The organism is Ralstonia sp. 24A2, assembly GCF_051783885.1.
In the GTDB taxonomy this organism is placed as follows: domain Bacteria; phylum Pseudomonadota; class Gammaproteobacteria; order Burkholderiales; family Burkholderiaceae; genus Ralstonia.
This window is the reverse complement of record NZ_JBPVZD010000001.1, coordinates 390,001-404,839: the sequence shown is the minus strand read 5'-3', so window position 1 is coordinate 404,839 and position 14,839 is coordinate 390,001. Positions and strand designations below refer to the sequence as shown.

The 14,839-nt window shown below is 64.8% G+C and carries 15 protein-coding genes; 7 read left to right on the top strand and 8 right to left on the bottom strand.

What is annotated here, in order from left to right; genetic code table 11:
- Window position 1 precedes the first annotated feature (1 nt).
- From ACS13N_RS01855 to ACS13N_RS01835, 5 genes are all read right to left on the bottom strand, one after another.
- Entirely contained in the window at window positions 2–253 is a 252-nt protein-coding gene (locus ACS13N_RS01855; protein ID WP_438930591.1) for a PAAR domain-containing protein, read from the bottom strand.
- Between the two features lie 177 nt (window positions 254–430).
- Complete coding sequence (locus ACS13N_RS01850) at window positions 431–673, bottom strand: hypothetical protein (protein ID WP_438930091.1); 243 nt, start codon at window positions 671–673, stop codon at window positions 431–433.
- 287 nt (window positions 674–960) lie between these two features.
- Window positions 961–1,449, bottom strand: a complete 489-nt coding sequence (locus ACS13N_RS01845) for a GrpB family protein (RefSeq protein ID WP_438930090.1) — start codon at window positions 1,447–1,449, stop codon at window positions 961–963.
- 3 nt (window positions 1,450–1,452) lie between these two features.
- The gene (locus tag ACS13N_RS01840; protein WP_438930089.1) at window positions 1,453–1,863 is read right to left on the bottom strand and encodes a DoxX family protein; all 411 of its coding nucleotides are present in this window, start codon (window positions 1,861–1,863) and stop codon (window positions 1,453–1,455) included.
- Window positions 1,864–1,891: 28 nt separating this feature from the next.
- The gene (locus ACS13N_RS01835) at window positions 1,892–2,782 is read right to left on the bottom strand and encodes a LysR family transcriptional regulator (RefSeq protein WP_438930088.1); all 891 of its coding nucleotides are present in this window, start codon (window positions 2,780–2,782) and stop codon (window positions 1,892–1,894) included.
- 133 nt (window positions 2,783–2,915) lie between these two features.
- On the opposite strand from ACS13N_RS01835, the gene ACS13N_RS01830 reads away from it, so the two are divergent.
- From ACS13N_RS01830 to dapA, 5 genes are all read left to right on the top strand, one after another.
- Window positions 2,916–4,544 carry a gamma-glutamyltransferase family protein gene (locus ACS13N_RS01830; protein ID WP_438930087.1) on the top strand — a complete coding sequence of 543 codons (1,629 nt, stop codon included), beginning with the start codon at window positions 2,916–2,918 and terminating at the stop codon, window positions 4,542–4,544.
- A gap of 101 nt (window positions 4,545–4,645) precedes the next feature.
- The gene (locus tag ACS13N_RS01825) at window positions 4,646–5,962 is read left to right on the top strand and encodes an MFS transporter (protein ID WP_438930086.1); all 1,317 of its coding nucleotides are present in this window, start codon (window positions 4,646–4,648) and stop codon (window positions 5,960–5,962) included.
- A 99-nt stretch (window positions 5,963–6,061) separates the two neighbouring features.
- Window positions 6,062–6,553, top strand: coding sequence for an inner membrane protein YiaA (yiaA, locus tag ACS13N_RS01820; protein ID WP_438930085.1), 492 nt, complete (start codon window positions 6,062–6,064; stop codon window positions 6,551–6,553).
- 278 nt (window positions 6,554–6,831) lie between these two features.
- Window positions 6,832–7,110: a hypothetical protein gene (locus ACS13N_RS01815; protein WP_438930084.1), complete on the top strand. Its 279-nt coding sequence runs from the start codon at window positions 6,832–6,834 to the stop codon at window positions 7,108–7,110.
- Window positions 7,111–7,118: 8 nt separating this feature from the next.
- Window positions 7,119–8,012: a 4-hydroxy-tetrahydrodipicolinate synthase gene (gene dapA / locus ACS13N_RS01810; protein ID WP_438930083.1), complete on the top strand. Its 894-nt coding sequence runs from the start codon at window positions 7,119–7,121 to the stop codon at window positions 8,010–8,012.
- Window positions 8,013–8,033: 21 nt separating this feature from the next.
- Here dapA and ACS13N_RS01805 read toward each other — a convergent pair whose 3' ends face one another.
- Window positions 8,034–8,612 (bottom strand): hypothetical protein, encoded by a 579-nt coding sequence (locus tag ACS13N_RS01805; protein ID WP_438930082.1) that lies wholly within the window; start codon window positions 8,610–8,612, stop codon window positions 8,034–8,036.
- Between the two features lie 312 nt (window positions 8,613–8,924).
- Between ACS13N_RS01805 and ypfJ the strand changes: the two genes are divergently transcribed.
- Window positions 8,925–9,812 carry a KPN_02809 family neutral zinc metallopeptidase gene (gene ypfJ / locus ACS13N_RS01800; RefSeq protein ID WP_438930081.1) on the top strand — a complete coding sequence of 296 codons (888 nt, stop codon included), beginning with the start codon at window positions 8,925–8,927 and terminating at the stop codon, window positions 9,810–9,812.
- Between the two features lie 136 nt (window positions 9,813–9,948).
- On the opposite strand, the gene ACS13N_RS01795 is transcribed toward ypfJ, so the two are convergent.
- Together ACS13N_RS01795 and ACS13N_RS01790 are read right to left on the bottom strand one after the other, a co-directional pair.
- Complete coding sequence (locus ACS13N_RS01795) at window positions 9,949–12,066, bottom strand: hypothetical protein (protein WP_438930080.1); 2,118 nt, start codon at window positions 12,064–12,066, stop codon at window positions 9,949–9,951.
- Between the two features lie 194 nt (window positions 12,067–12,260).
- Window positions 12,261–13,007: an SDR family oxidoreductase gene (locus ACS13N_RS01790; RefSeq protein WP_438930079.1), complete on the bottom strand. Its 747-nt coding sequence runs from the start codon at window positions 13,005–13,007 to the stop codon at window positions 12,261–12,263.
- 323 nt (window positions 13,008–13,330) lie between these two features.
- On the opposite strand from ACS13N_RS01790, the gene ACS13N_RS01785 reads away from it, so the two are divergent.
- The gene (locus ACS13N_RS01785) at window positions 13,331–14,836 is read left to right on the top strand and encodes a DNA-3-methyladenine glycosylase 2 family protein (RefSeq protein WP_438930078.1); all 1,506 of its coding nucleotides are present in this window, start codon (window positions 13,331–13,333) and stop codon (window positions 14,834–14,836) included.
- Window positions 14,837–14,839 lie beyond the last annotated feature (3 nt).

The window sequence follows — 14,839 nt, the reverse complement described above, 5'->3', positions numbered from 1 at the left end:
TCTATTTTTGAATAAGGGTCGCTCCGCAGCCGGTTTTGTCGCCAAGAAAGGCAACGCGCGTTCCATTATGTGTACGCTGGCCGGTGGCGATAATTGGATATGTGCCACCACATTTTGGGCATTCGACTTGATGACCATCCAGCGCGACGGCAATGCCCAGGTGTTTCAAATTGCTGGCCGCTTCGACGATGGTTCCGCCGTGGTCGGTGATGTCTCCAAGCCGAGCGACCTCCCGGCCGTTGGGGTCTCGCATGATTTTTAGTTCTATTATTTTTCGGATGACCAATATTCTGGTCGTCGCGTGCGGCTCAGGGTGATTCTTCAAGGAAGTTTGCAAAAATCACCGTGGTGCAATCTGCCGCGGTTGAACACGAGAACGCTGAGCCCCGACCGCGCTTGCTCGTGCTGTGCGGTGGGCTTGCGAAAGGGATTAGCCCACCCGCATCGTCTCCAACCGCCGCCACGCTGCCTTGACGTCGCGCACCAAGTCCGCACACATCCACAAATAGGTCGCATGCGTAACGGCATCCAGATGCTGAAAGCGCTCGTTGCCGAGGTCTTCAATCACGCTGAACAGCGTCTCGAGCTTGGCAATACCCGCATCGAGTTCATCGCGCGCAGCATCAATGCACGGTTGCAGACTGGGGGAAATGGGGGATTGGGTGCCTGTCATCGGCTGATGTCTCCCTTGCGGTGGTGAGGAACCACCCACCGCAAGGGGTGGGCGGGCACACGACGAGGTTGGAAGACCGACGAACAAGCAAGGCGGCAGGGCCGAAGCCCTCCCCGCCGCAGCCCGCCCGTATAGGCGAACGACGACGGCCGCAAGAACTTGAGTGCTTGCGGGCTTATTCGAACGAGCTTCCAAACTCGGCTGCGCCTGTCTGACGCGAGCCCGGGCAGTGTAGCGAGTGCGCGCGTGGTTGCGCAAGGCGACCCAATCTGAAACTGCGTGCTCGGTTAAACCGACAAGACGCGCGCAATAAAGTCGGCTTTCGTCCGACGATAGACATCCATCGGTTGCCCAGTGCAGGCCACCTTCAGCGCATTAAACGCACCCACCAATGCCGGATCACGCAACAGGCAGTCTCGGAATCGCACGAACACATCCAACTCAGAACCCCGTGCGACCAATTGCACGCCCAACGGTGGGTGATGGTTGTCGTCCTTGAACGCCGAAAACTCCGCACTGCGGAATGAACCGGTATTGCGCGCATAGCCTGTCGCCAGCAGCGCATCAACGCGGGCAACGTCTTCACGATTCACGCGCACGCAAACATCCAGGTCGCCTTTGGTCAGACAACCTGGAATGGCCGTTGAACCGATGTGAACGATGTCAGCAGAAGGCGGCAACCGACAGGCCCACGCTGCAACGAACGCCGCAAACGCTGCATCTGCCTGCGATGCCACTTCATCGTGGCGCCGCAGTGCAAGCGTATCGACTGTCATGCGCTACGACTTCTGCACCGCGTACTTCCCCGCTCCCGTCACAGCCAGCAAAAACAGCCCGCCCATGATGCTGAGGTTCTTGTAGAACTGCACCATGTTGGCGGTCTGCATGGCGCCTTCCACGTTCCAGAAGGTGTGCGCGATGAGCGCGGTGCCCAGCACGAACAGCGCCATCAGCAGGGCCAGCGGTCGCACCCAGAAGCCGATCAGCAGCGCGATCCCCACGCCGAACTCCATGACGACCGCGACGGCGGCGGCAGCCATCGGCATCGGTGCCCCGACCGAGCCCATGTAGCCCACGGTGCCGGAAAAGCCCGTCAGTTTTCCCCAGCCGGAAATCAGGAACAGCAACATCATCAGCACGCGGCCGAGCAGGATCAGCTCGTCGCGCCAACGTTCGACAAACGCGTTCATGTCGGCCTCCGGGGCCCGTTGGTGATGCTTAAAGTTTAGGCGCTGTAGCCCCAAGTGTGGTTTCGAGCGCATCGAGTACCGCCTGGATCACTCCATGCCGCACGTGCTCGCGCCGCTCAATCATGCCGACCGTGCGCACAGGCGTTTGCGGCGGCATGGGCAGCACGCGCAGGGCGGGGTCGCTTTCCCAGCTGGCGCGGCGCAGGCGCGGCACCAGCGTCACGCCCACTTGCTGGCGCACCAGTTCGACAATCGCCTCGATCGAGTTGACCTCAATGAATTCGTTGACGGCCATGTGCGTCTTGCGCAAGGCGCGGTCGATGAGTGCACCGGTGCGTACCGCGCGGTCGAAGCGCAGGAACGGATGGGTGCGCAAGACCTCTTCCGCACGGCCGCGCGTGTGACGACCCGCCACCACAACCAGCGGCTCGGTATAGAGCGGGTGCCAAGCCAAGTTGGCGGGCAGGCGCTCCAGATGCTCGACCACCAGCGCGCCATCCAACTCCCCCGTCTCCACCTGCTCGGCCAGCTCGCCGGACTTGCCCGTGATCAGCTTGACGTCGAGCCCCTTGTGCGCCTGCTTGAGCCCCGCCACCGCGTGTGCCAGCGAGCCCATCACCGATACCACGGCGCCAATCGCGACGGCACCGGCTAGTTCGGTCTGCGGTTCATCGCCGATACGCATGGCGTCGTACAAACTCAGTAGGTGCTCGGCTTGTGGCAGCAGCGTGCGGCCATGCGCATTGAGCGTGACGGTGCGCCCGGACCGATCGAACAAGTCGCGGCGTAACTCGGCTTCCAGCGCGCGCATCTGCAGGCTGACAGCCGCCTGCGTGAGCGCTACGCGCTCGGCGGCGGCGGCAAACGAGCCATGACGGGCCACGGCAACGAAGGTGCGGAGGAAGCGGACAGTGCTCACACGGTACTCACAAGCAGGCGCAGATGATTCTCAAGTTTTTCTTAACTTATATCCAATGAATTTTAACTTTATTAAATTCAACGCACCGCAAATAATCATCCGGTCCACTGAACTCACTCCCCACCCCTAAGCCATGTCCCACCGCTTCGATTGGCAGAACCCCTACCCCACCGTGCGCATTCCGCTGTTTGCGCGCAATGTCGTCTCCACCTCGCACCCGCTGGCCGCGCAGGCCGGGCTGCGCATGCTGCTTGCGGGCGGCAGCGCGGTGGATGCAGCCGTTGCTGCGGCGGCCATGCTCACCGTGGTGGAGCCCGTTTCATGCGGCCTGGGCAGCGATGCCTTCGCCATCCTGTGGGACGGCAAGGCGCTGCACGGCCTGAACGCCTCGGGCACGGCACCGCAGGCGTGGAACCTCGACTACTTCCGCAAGAAGTACGGAGAAGATGCCAACGGCAACCCGAAGCGCCCCACGCGCGGCTGGGATGCGGTAACGGTGCCCGGCGCCATCTCCGCCTGGGCCGCCCTGCATGCGCGCTTCGGCAAGTTGCCGTTTGCCGATGTGCTGGAACCTGCTGCGCAGATTGCCGAGCGCGGCCACACCGTCGCGCCCATCGTCGCGCACAAGTGGGCTGCGGCGATTGCCGATCTGCAGAACCAGCCGGGCTACGCGCAGGCTTTCATGCCGCACGGCCGCGCGCCGCAGGTGGGCGAGAAGTTCGTCTTTGGCGATGCCGCCGCCACGCTGCGCCGCATCGGTCAGACCAACGGCCGCGATTTCTATGAAGGCGAACTCGCCGAGCGCATTGCCGCATACGCACGCGAATGCGGCGGCGCCATGACCGCGCAAGACCTGCGCGACTATCAGCCCGAGTGGGTCAAGCCGATCACCAAGCGCTACCGCGGCTACGACCTGCACGAGATCCCGCCGAACGGCCAGGGTATCGCCGCGCTCATCGCGCTGGGCATTCTCGACCGCTTTGATCTGGGCGCCCTGCCCGTCGACTCCGCCGATTCGCAGCACCTGCAGATCGAGGCGATGAAGCTCGCCTTTGCCGATCTCTACAAGTACGTGGCGGACCCGCGCTCGATGGAAGTCACGCCCGAGCAGATGCTCGACGATGCGTACCTCGATGCACGCGCCAAGCTGATCGACATGTGCCGCGCGCAGGTGCCGACCTTCGGCATGCCGCGCGCGGGCGGCACTGTGTACCTGACGGCGGCGGACGAGAACGGCATGATGGTCTCGTTCATCCAGTCCAACTACATGGGCTTCGGCTCGGGCGTGGTGGTACCGGGCACGGGCATCAGCCTGCAGAACCGCGGCTTCGGTTTCTCGATGGATGCACGCTCGGCCAACGTGGTGGAAGGCGGCAAGCGGCCGTTCCACACCATCATCCCGGCGTTCCTCACCAAGGATGGCAAGCCGCAGATGAGCTTTGGCGTGATGGGCGGCGACATGCAGCCGCAAGGCCATCTGCAGACACTGGTGCGCATGCTCGACTACAAGCAGCAGCCGCAGGCCGCGTGCGACGCGCCGCGCTGGAAGGTCAACCGTGATTTCACGCTCGACGTGGAGGCCACCATGAATGCCACCACCGTCGCCGCATTGGAAGCACGCGGGCACAAGCTCAAATCGGTGGCCGATCCGTATATGGATTTCGGCTCTGGCCAGTTCATCTGGCGCCTGTCGGAAGACGCTGACCACGGCTACGTGGCCGCCAGCGACAGCCGCCGCGACGGGCACGCTGTGGGCTTCTAGACAACGCCACACAAGCACGCTGCTTCGTCGGCTAGGCCGAAGCAGCGTGTTGCAGCTCCCATAAAAAACACGACCCGGCCGGCACCAAAGGAACCCTCTTCATGACCGCTCCCTCTGCGGCAGGCGCTGCTGCGCCCGCTCGTCCTGTGAAAACCGATGCGGCCCACGCACGCCGCATCGTCATCTCGTCGTCAATCGGCAATGCGCTGGAGTGGTACGACTTTCTCGTCTACGGGTTCTTTGCGTCCATCATCGGCAAGCTGTTCTTTCCGGCGGATGACGAGTGGGTGTCGCTGCTGTTTGCGGTGGGCAGCTTTGGCGTGTCGTTCATCACGCGGCCGGTGGGCGCGATCGTGCTTGGCATGTATGCGGACAGGAAGGGACGAAAGGCCGCACTGACGCTGTCGATCCTGCTGATGATCGTCGGCACGCTGGCGATTGCGGTCATGCCGAGCTACCAGCAGATCGGTATCGTTGCGCCGATCACCATCCTGCTCGCGCGCCTGGTGCAAGGCTTTGCGGTAGGCGGCGAGTTCGGTAGCGCGACGGCGTTCATGGTGGAGCACAGCACACGCGGGCGCGGCTACTACGCAAGCTGGCAATTCGCGAGCCAGGGCATTGCGACCATCCTTGCGGCGGGGCTGGGCGCACTGCTCACGGCGTCACTCACGCCGGCTGACCTGGAGGGCTGGGGCTGGCGCCTGCCGTTCATCTTCGGCCTGCTGGTCGGTCCGGTCGGTTTCTATATCCGCCGTCACCTGGACGAAACGCCCGAGTTCGTTGCCGAGCAGAAGAAGACGACGGTCGACCCGCAGACCTCGTTCAAGGCGCAGTGGGGCAACCTGCTGCTGGCGGTGGGCGTGGTGGCGCAGTCCACCGTGTCGGTGTACGTGCTGCAGCTCTACATGCCGACGTATGCCGTCAAGCAACTGCATCTGCCGGCCGCGCAGTCGTTCGCGGTGGTGGTGCTCAACGGTGGGCTGCAGTTTCTGCTGTCGCCGGTCATGGGTGCGTTGTCCGATCGCATCGGGCGCATCCGCATCATGCTCACCACGTCGGTGCTGATGATCCTGTTGATCTATCCGATGTTTGCGCTGCTGCGCGCGTATCCGACCATCGGCGCGTTGCTGGCGCTGCAAGCCGTATCGGGCATCTTCAAGGCGGCGTATTCGGGGCCGATGCCGGCGTTGATGTCGGAGATCTTCCCCACGCGCGTGCGCTCGACGGGGCTATCGCTCGGCTACAGCCTGGGCGTGACGCTGTTCGGCGGGTTTGCACCGTTCATCGTCACGTGGTTGATCCATACGACGGGCGATACGCTGGCGCCGAGCTACTACGTGCTGACAGCGGCCGTGGTGAGCGGCATCTCGCTGACGATCATCGCGCTGCGCGGTAAGCAAGCCGCTCGACCCATCTGAAGAGGAGTCTGAGCATCCGTCACCACACAAAGCATTACCAATATTTAATAAACGAAGCTCGTCTCCACCATTAGCATCGCTGGCACCCGGAACGCAGGCATGGCGTTCCCTGTGTCTCGAATACAAGGAGAACTCGTGAAACCGCAACTTCAGGCCCCCTCATTCGCATTCGTCGCCGTTTCGTGGGCAGCGCTTCTTATCGGCGTTGTTTCGTTCCTGATCGGCCTATACAACGCCAACATGCAGTTGAACGAGCGCGGGTACTACTTCACGGTACTGGCTTACGGGCTGTTCTCCGCGGTGTCCGTGCAGAAGAGCGTGCGCGACCGCGCCGAAGGTATTCCGGTGACGGGGCTGTACTACGGTTTGAGCTGGTTCTCCACGCTGCTCGCTGTACTGCTGCTGTGCGTTGGTTTGTTCAACGCCACGCTGGCACTGAGCGAGAAAGGTTTCTACGGCATGGCGTTCGCGCTGGCGCTATTCGGTGCCATTGCCGTACAAAAGAACACGCGGGACACCCAGGCGGCCAAGCCGTACACCGTCGATGCAGACTTCGTGCAACTGCGTGAAGGCGACGACGCCGCACGCTAGTTCGTCCGCTTGCACCCACCATCGAATGCCCCGACAAGTTCGGGGCTTTTTTTTTGCCCAAAGCTTGATGGTGCGCTGACTGTTTATTCTTTCTTTACACCCCATGCCCGCCCTTTTTCACGGTTTTTACGGGCGAACCGATACGGTGTCACCATGTTCAACGACTTGGCGATGCCAGCCACCGCCTTCGCATCATGGGCCGATCCATGCTTCTGTCTTCGCTCGTTCCGCAGCTGCTCCCGCCCTCGCCGGCAGCCGTCTCTCGTGTGGATTCTCGCTTGGTTGCCACGCCGGCACGCCAGTACGTGTGCCTGCGCGTGACGGTGCCAAGCGATGAACCCCATGCGGTTCGCCGTCAGTTGCATGCACTGCTGGGCGACGCGCTCGGCCTGTACATCGTCCAGCACGACGCGCGCCGTCACATCATCAGCGTTGACCTGGAGCTCGTGCATGCCGATGTGGATGCCGTCATCGGCGCCCTGCTGCGCGGCCTGCCGCGCGCCACGCTCGGCCGCATCACCCCGCTCAAGCGCGGGCATGCCCACCTGCTGCACTGAGGCGCGTCATGTTCTCAGGCATCTGGATTCCGCTGGTCACGCCCTTTCACGATGGTCCCGACAGTCGGGTCGATACCGCCGCACTGCGCCGTCTGGTGCGTCACTACCAAGCGGCAGGCGTAGCAGGCTTCGTCGCGCTGGGCACCACGGGCGAAGCCGCGCTGCTCTCACAGATCGAGCGCTACACCGTGCTGGAGACGATCGCCGAGGCGTGCGACGACCGCACCCCCTACCTGATCGGCGTGGGCGCGGCCGACACGCGCGAGGTCTGTGCGCAGATCCGTCACTACGAACGCTGGAACAGCGCGGGCTATCTCGTCCCGCCGCCGTACTACGTCTGCCCGTCGCAGGCGGGCTTGCGCTGGCACTACACGCAGGTGGCGGCCAGCACGTCGCGCACGGTGGTGCTCTACAACGTGCCCAAGCGCACGGGCGTGGCCATCGCACCGCATACCGCACTGGTATTGGCAGAGCAGACCAACATCGTCGCCATCAAGGAATGCGTGGCCGACAACTTTGGCGCGCTGCAAGGCGGCCCACTGGATGTGTTGAGCGGGGATGACAGCGCGCTGCTCGACTGCCTCGCGCATGGTGGTGCCGGCGGCATCCTGGCCGGGGCGCATATCCGCCCAGAGTTATTCGTCGCGCTGGTGGAGCACCATCGCGCAGGCCGCGTCGACGAGGCCACGCGGCTGGCCCACGCACTCGCGCCGCTGGCTGCGCTGCTGTTTGCCGAGCCCAACCCTGCGCCGGTCAAGGCACTGCTGGCAGAAGCCGGACACATCGGCGAGCCGACGCGTGCGCCCATCCTGCCGGTTACGGAATCGTTGCGCCGCCGCCTGGTGGCCGCCGTGCAGGCATTGGAGAGTGTCGACGCCGACCGCGCACTGCGGCTGGCCTGATGCCTGCGCGCGAGCGCCCGCTCAGGCGCCCTTGTACCAGTGCGCATTCCACGCGCTGGTCGGCCGGCGGTATGTCACATGTCGTGCGCCGCGATGATGGCGACGCGGCGTGCTCGCGACCGGGCGGTCGCTGTCTGCGTCGTTGGTCGATTCCGTCGCGGCGACGGTGTGCGTGGTGGCTGGCGGCACCTGCGAGTAGACACGCTGCTCCATGCGATCACGTGCGGCCGCTACCGGATCAGGCTGCGTGCCTGGTTGTGCGGCCTGCGGCGTTGCGGCGCTGGCTGAGGTCGCCGCCATCGCCATGCTCATCGCGTCGCTCGCCTGCACGGCGGTGGGTGTATGCCCTGCCAGACTACGCACCCACGGCGCATGCACCATCCCCACGTAGATCGCCCCCGCCACGGCAATGAAAGCGGCCGCCACATTGGTGAATGCGCCATGGACGATGGCGCTCGAAGCGCGCACCCACCACGGCTTATGCTCGACCAGAGCCTCCGGCACGTCAGATACCTCGGTCGGGTCGACATAGGTGGCAGCCAGTTGCGGCACATCCGTGGATTCGGGTGGCTGGGTGGTAACGGAAGCAGGCAAGCGCATGGAGAGAACTCAAGATCCTGGGTCGGCAACATCGCGCGTTGCCGATCGTTATTCGGGAATGGCCGCATGACACGCACGTGACAGCATGAAACTGCCCAGCAGCCCGTTGCGGCGATCAGCCATGCATAGCAAGTTCCTTGCCGGGTGTTGTGCGCCGCGACAAACACCCGCCAACCCTTGTCGGCGCTCGCCGCTGCCCTGGGAACAGACGATTTGGCCATCCGGCGGAGTGCCCGTGTGCATGCAAGGCAGGTAGACTTTGCAAAGTTTACCGGGTGTGACACCCGAGTCTGCACATCAAGGGAGAAAGACGTGCGTTGGGATGACATGCGCGAAAGCAACAACGTTGAGGATGAACGCGCATCCTCAGGCGGTGGATTTGGTGGTGGCGGCATGCGGCTGGGTATCGGCGGCATCGCCATCGTGGCGGTGGTCGGCCTGCTGATGGGCAAGAACCCGCTGGAAATCCTGGGCATGGTGATGCAGGTGTCGCAGAATGCGCCCACCACGCAGAGTACGCAGCACGCACCGGCCCGCCCCACGGGTGAGACCGACAACGACCGCAGCAAGCAGCTGGTCTCGCACGTGCTGGGCGATACCGAAGACACGTGGTCGCAACTGTTCAAGCAGGCTGGCCGCGCCTACCAGCCGCCCAAGCTCGTGCTGTTCCGCCAGGGCATCCGCTCGGGTTGCGGCGACGCCACCTCGGCTGTCGGCCCGTTCTACTGCCCGGCTGATACCAAGGTCTACCTGGACCTCGGCTTCTTCGATGAGTTGCGCCGCAAATTTGGCGCGCCCGGCGACTTTGCCGCTGCATACGTCGTTGCGCACGAAGTCGGCCACCACGTGCAGAACCTGCTGGGCGTATCCGACAAGGTCAGCCGCGCGCAAGCGGGCAAATCGCAAAGCGTGGCCAATGGGCTGTCGGTCAAGCTGGAGCTGCAGGCCGATTGCCTGGCCGGCGTGTGGGGCCACTACGCACAGAAGCGCGGCCTGCTGGAACGCGGCGATCTGGAACAGGCACTCACCGCCGCCCACGCCATCGGCGACGACACCTTGCAGCGCAACGCCGGCCGCAGCGTCACGCCCGATGCCTTCACGCACGGCACCTCTGAGCAGCGCATGCACTGGTTCCGCCAGGGCTTTGATGGCGGCGATATCCGCCAGTGCGATACGTTCAAGGCCGGGGCGGATGCCTGATCGGCGCGCATGAAAAAAAGGGCGTGCCCGCAACAGGCACGCCCACGATCTGTACAACTGCCGACTTACACGTTGTTGTACAGAGACTGATCGATGCGCCATACCGTTCTGGTGCGGCGCCCGCTTCTTCCCCGGCTTAGTTGTACGTGTAGATCGTGCTCTTGGCGCTGTTGTCCAGCATGCGGTAGCTGAAGTTCAGCGAACGTGAGGTGCTGGTCGTGAGCGCCGGGACTTGCTGTCCACCCGGCAGACTGATGACCGCCGACGTGGCCCCCTTCGGCACTGCGGTCTGCGCGCTGTAAGTGCCGGCAGAATCGATGGTGACCGCAACGCCGCCGATTTGCTGCGCCGAAACGTTCTGCACCCAATCCACCGTCAACGACGTGAGCGGACCGCTCAGACTGCTGTTGGTCGGATCCAGCGCCGCCAGCGACTGGCTCCCGGGCGTGTTCCACAGCAGATTGACGCCCTGCGTTGCCGCGACGAGGTCCGTCAGAAGCGTCTTCTTGATACTCAGGTCCGGGCTCGCCACGTTCGTATTCGAGCCGTAGAACAGCGCGATCGTGTACTTCACTCCTTTGGTCACGGCGGTGGGGTCGATGTTGTCTCCAGACTGCGCCCAGGTAACGCCGCTGGGGTTGGCGCTCACCAGTTGAGAGGCCGCTGAACCGCTGATCCCAGTGGTCTTGGAGATCCAGAAATTCGGGCAGTTGTAGGTTGGCGTTTTGGTGGTGGACGTATTTCCGCACTGGTAGGTGGCGGGAATCGCTCCTGTCTTGTTAGCCAGGTCCATGTAGACCTGACCACTCACCACCGGCGGAATGAAGACCAGCCCCGCCTGCGGCAGCCCCGGGCCCGTCACGATCGCATAGCTCAGATTGCCCTTGCCGCTGATGACGGTGCCAGGGCCTGCCGCATTGATCAGGAACTGGACCCCGTTGCGGAAATGGCTGAAGTTTCCGGAGCTTGGGTTGAACTGCTCGACACGTCGGATCACAGTCTTGGCCGTGATGTCCACCGGCTGCTGGTTGCCCACCAGCCACCAGTTGGACGCATGCGCGCTCGATGCCCCCGCTGCAATGAAGCGCGCCACGGTGATCAGGTTGCCCGGGTTGCCGTTGGCATCGAGGTACTTGATATTCACGACCGCTTCATCCTGCCCGGACGAACTCTGCGCCGCCGGGTAGAACGCCATGATCTCCGGCACGCTGAACTGCGCGCCGGTCATGGTGCTGCTGGTCAGCAAGCTGTAGAGCCACTGCCCACCGTTGTAACCGTTGTGCAGGAACGTAACACCACCCGCGTTGCCGGTATCCGACAGGATGTTCTGGCAGGCGGCGCCCGCCGTGGTGACAGTCGCCCCGCCCTGGGTGGCGGGCACGGTGGTGTCAGTGGCCACCGCGCGCTGCGCGACGGGCTGCGCGAAACAGGTGGTCAATGCGCTCGCCATGGCCTGCACACCCTGCGTCAGGGTCGAAACATTGGCCGCCGGCGCGGGGAGCGTGGAACCACCGCCGCTGGCAGTGGCCAGCGGCACTGGCGGTGCAGTGCTGCCGACCGTCGACAGCTGCAACTGGCCGTTGCTCGGGTCTTTTGACACCTTGACGATGTCGAGCACCTGGTCAGCGGTATTTCCGCCGGAAGATGCCGTCGCCGCCGAGATGCTCGTCGCGAACGGGTCGTAGTTGGCCGGCGCGCCGATCGCACTGAGCACGGACGCCAATTGCGCGACGACGTTGGCCGTCACGGTCTTGAGCGCCGTGGCATCCACGGTCTTGGCGCTGACCACCGACAGCGGATTGCCGTCCGGTGAAAGCTGCGCAACGATGGCCGTGGTCAGCGGCGTGGCGTTGAGCGTGAGCGGCGAGCCCGCAGGCGGCGTGACGGTGGTCACGCTCACCAGCGGTGCGGTATTGCCCGTCGGGTCGGTCACCACCACGAAGAACGGTGCAGCCTCGCCCGCCTTCAACGTGCAGGTGTACGCGCCCAGCGCAGTGGTGGTGATGGCGGTTTCCACGCACGGCGAATTGCCGGCGCTGTCAGTCACGGCCACGTTGGCGTTGGGCAACGCGCTGCCGGTGGCGGCCGTACCGGTCAACGACGCCGAGGCAGGTGTTGTGGTGTCGCCGCCGGAGCTGGCCGAACTGCTGTCCGATCCACCGCAGCCTGCCACCAAAAGTGCCGCTGCCAATGCTGCCGCCGTCAAGGCAACAGTGCCCATATGCCGGCCGCGGCCGGTGCTATTCGTTTGCATGAGACCCCCGTACGTTGGTTCTACCGATTTCCCGTGGATTGAACCGGGTGCGCTCTGACGGCGCATGCCGGATGCCGTGGTGGCCGTCCTTGCCACTGCGACACGTCGGTCATCGTAGAAACGCTAGCCGGACAGCGCATCCCCAAATTTGGGGATGGTGCAAACCGACTGCGGGGGAATTCCGCGCCTGGAGGTCAGCGCCCGCCGGCGCAATCCAGCAGCGCACCGGTCACGTACGACGCCGCATCGGAGAGCAGCCAGACGATGGTCTCAGCCACTTCTTCCGGCTTGCCCGGGCGGCCAATGGGGGTGGCAGAACCCAGCCGCTGTGCGCGGTCAGGCTGTCCGCCCGAGGCGTGGATCTCGGTTTCGATCAGGCCGGGGCGCACCGCGTTCACGCGCACGCCGTCGCGCGCCAGCTCGCGCGCCAGGCCCAGCGTCATGGTGTCGACCGCGCCCTTGGATGCCGCGTAGTCCACGTATTCATGCGGCGAGCCCAACCGCGACGCGGCCGACGATACATTCACCAGCGAGCCGCCCACTCCGCCGCGCGATGTGCTCATCCGCCGCGCGGCCTCGCGCGCCACCAGAAAGGCACCCAGCACATTGGTCTCGAACATCGTGCGCAAGCGATGTGTGGTCATGTCGGCCACGTCCTGCGCCTCGGCCACGATGCCGGCGTTGTTGACCACACCGTGCAGCGGCCCGAAGCGCCCTGCGGCGGCCTCGAACAGGGCGATCACATCTTCATCGCTCGACACATCGCCCTGCACCGCCAGTGCATGGCCGCCGGCCTGCTCGATCAGGCCGACCGTCTCCTCGGCGGCGGCGCGGTTGCCGCGATATTGCAATGCAACAGACCAGCCGCGTTGCGCACACAGCACCGCCGTGGCGCGACCGATACCCCGGGCCCCTCCGGTAATGACGATGGTCTTGGACATGCCTATCTCCCGATGTGTTGTTGTGAGGTCTGTTCGCATCTGAACCGCATGCGCGCGAGAGGAAGTTGGGGTGCAGGGCCAAGCGCGGGCTGCGCGGCTTGGGTCTCCAAGCAAGCAGATCGCAACGACGCCATGTGCCCCAAATTGCCCTTGCCCTCAGGGTTGGCCCGGACAAGGCCCACGTGCATGTGGTTCAGATGTGAACAGACCTCCTGCATTGTGCCGATATGCCAACTTTTCGGCACCGAGGGACTTGTCCGAATCCGGCGAACGCATGCGACCCGACAGGGCTAGACTAGCTCCCGGACTCCCCGACCACCACCATGCACCTCGACCACGACGCCTGCTACCACGCCGTGCAATCGCGCGACCGGCGCTTTGACGGCTGGTTCTTCGTCGGCGTGACTTCCACCGGCGTATATTGCCGGCCGATCTGCGCAGTGCGCACGCCGCAGCAGAAGAACTGCCGCTTCTTCATCACGGCTGCCGCGGCCGAGCGCGCGGGCTTTCGCCCCTGCTTGCGGTGCCGGCCAGAGCTTGCACCGGGGCACAGCCTGGCCGAGATGTCGTCGAACCTCGCGCGCGCAGCCGCCCGCATGATCGACGAGGGCTTCCTGCAGGAGCACGATCTGGCCGCATTGGCCGCTGCCGTGGGCGTGACGGATCGCCACCTGCGCCGCATCTTTCGCGCGGAGTTCGACGTCTCCCCCATTGAATATGCGCAAACGCAGCGCCTGCTGCTCGCCAAGCGACTGCTGACAGATACCGCCCTGCCCGTCGGCGATGTGGCCTTTGCGGCAGGCTTTGGCAGCGTGCGGCGCCTGAACAGTGGGTTCGCCGAGCACTACGGCTTTGCGCCCACACGCCTGCGCACCCGCACCGCCGCGGCAGCCGCAGCCAACCCTGATGACGGCCCCACGCTCATGCTGGGTTATCGCCCACCGTTTGCGTGGCATGCATTGCTCGACTTCTTGCGTGCCCGTGCCATCGATGGCGTGGAAGTGGCGGATGCCGACAGCTACGCGCGCACGATCACCGTCGACTACGCCGGTGCAAGGCATATCGGCTGGCTACATGCGCGCGACGTACCGCAGCGGCATGCCATCGCGCTCACGTTTTCCGCCAGCCTCCTGCACGCCATGCCGCCCGTGCTGGCCCGCGCGCGACGGTTGTTCGATCTGGATTGCCGGCCGGACGTCGTGGACGCGCATCTTGGTGCGCTGGCAGACGACACGCCGGGCCTGCGCGTGCCGGGGGCGGTGGACGGCTTCGAGATTGCGGTGCGCGCCATCGCGGGGCAGGTGATCTCGCTGGTGCAGGCGCGGCGCATCCTGGCACGCATGACAGCCGCGCATGGCACTGCGCTAGCTCAGCCACGCGATGGTCTCTCGATGACATTTCCGTCGGCAGCCGCGCTGGCACAGGTCGATCCGCGCACGCTGTCCGCCGAAACCGGCCTGCAGGCCAGCCGCGCCGCTGCCGTGGTCGAGCTCGCCCGCGCCATCGACAGCGGCCATCTGCGATTGGAGCCACTGGTGCCGCTCGCCCCCACGCTGGCCGCACTGCAGGCGTTGCCCGGCGTCGGCGAATGGACCGCGCAGTACGTTGCCATGCGCGCGCTCGGCTGGCCCAACGCGTTTCCCCTGGGCGACTACGTGCTGCGCAAGCGCCTGGCCAACGGCGATGGCGCCCTGCCCACACGCCGCGCCATGATCGAGCGCGCCGAACCCTGGGCCCCGTGGCGCGCTTACGCCGCCATGCATCTCTGGCACCGCGACGACGCGTTCCACCCCGAGCCAGCCGACGCGCCGGTTGCCCTTGCGAGCTGACCA

Excerpts from the sequence above, each read along its gene's own strand:
- ACS13N_RS01795 (WP_438930080.1), bottom strand. The coding sequence starts at position 12,066 with ATGCAAACGAATAGCACCGGCCGCGGCCGGCATATGGGCACTGTTGCC.
- ACS13N_RS01840 (WP_438930089.1), bottom strand. The coding sequence starts at position 1,863 with ATGAACGCGTTTGTCGAACGTTGGCGCGACGAGCTGATCCTGCTCGGC.
- ACS13N_RS01830 (WP_438930087.1), top strand. The coding sequence starts at position 2,916 with ATGTCCCACCGCTTCGATTGGCAGAACCCCTACCCCACCGTGCGCATT.
- ACS13N_RS01825 (WP_438930086.1), top strand. The coding sequence starts at position 4,646 with ATGACCGCTCCCTCTGCGGCAGGCGCTGCTGCGCCCGCTCGTCCTGTG.
- ACS13N_RS01805 (WP_438930082.1), bottom strand. The coding sequence starts at position 8,612 with ATGCGCTTGCCTGCTTCCGTTACCACCCAGCCACCCGAATCCACGGAT.
- ACS13N_RS01850 (WP_438930091.1), bottom strand. The coding sequence starts at position 673 with ATGACAGGCACCCAATCCCCCATTTCCCCCAGTCTGCAACCGTGCATT.
- ACS13N_RS01855 (WP_438930591.1), bottom strand. The coding sequence starts at position 253 with ATGCGAGACCCCAACGGCCGGGAGGTCGCTCGGCTTGGAGACATCACC.
- yiaA (WP_438930085.1), top strand. The coding sequence starts at position 6,062 with ATGGCGTTCCCTGTGTCTCGAATACAAGGAGAACTCGTGAAACCGCAA.
- ACS13N_RS01845 (WP_438930090.1), bottom strand. The coding sequence starts at position 1,449 with ATGACAGTCGATACGCTTGCACTGCGGCGCCACGATGAAGTGGCATCG.
- dapA (WP_438930083.1), top strand. The coding sequence starts at position 7,119 with ATGTTCTCAGGCATCTGGATTCCGCTGGTCACGCCCTTTCACGATGGT.
- ACS13N_RS01785 (WP_438930078.1), top strand. The coding sequence starts at position 13,331 with ATGCACCTCGACCACGACGCCTGCTACCACGCCGTGCAATCGCGCGAC.
- ACS13N_RS01790 (WP_438930079.1), bottom strand. The coding sequence starts at position 13,007 with ATGTCCAAGACCATCGTCATTACCGGAGGGGCCCGGGGTATCGGTCGC.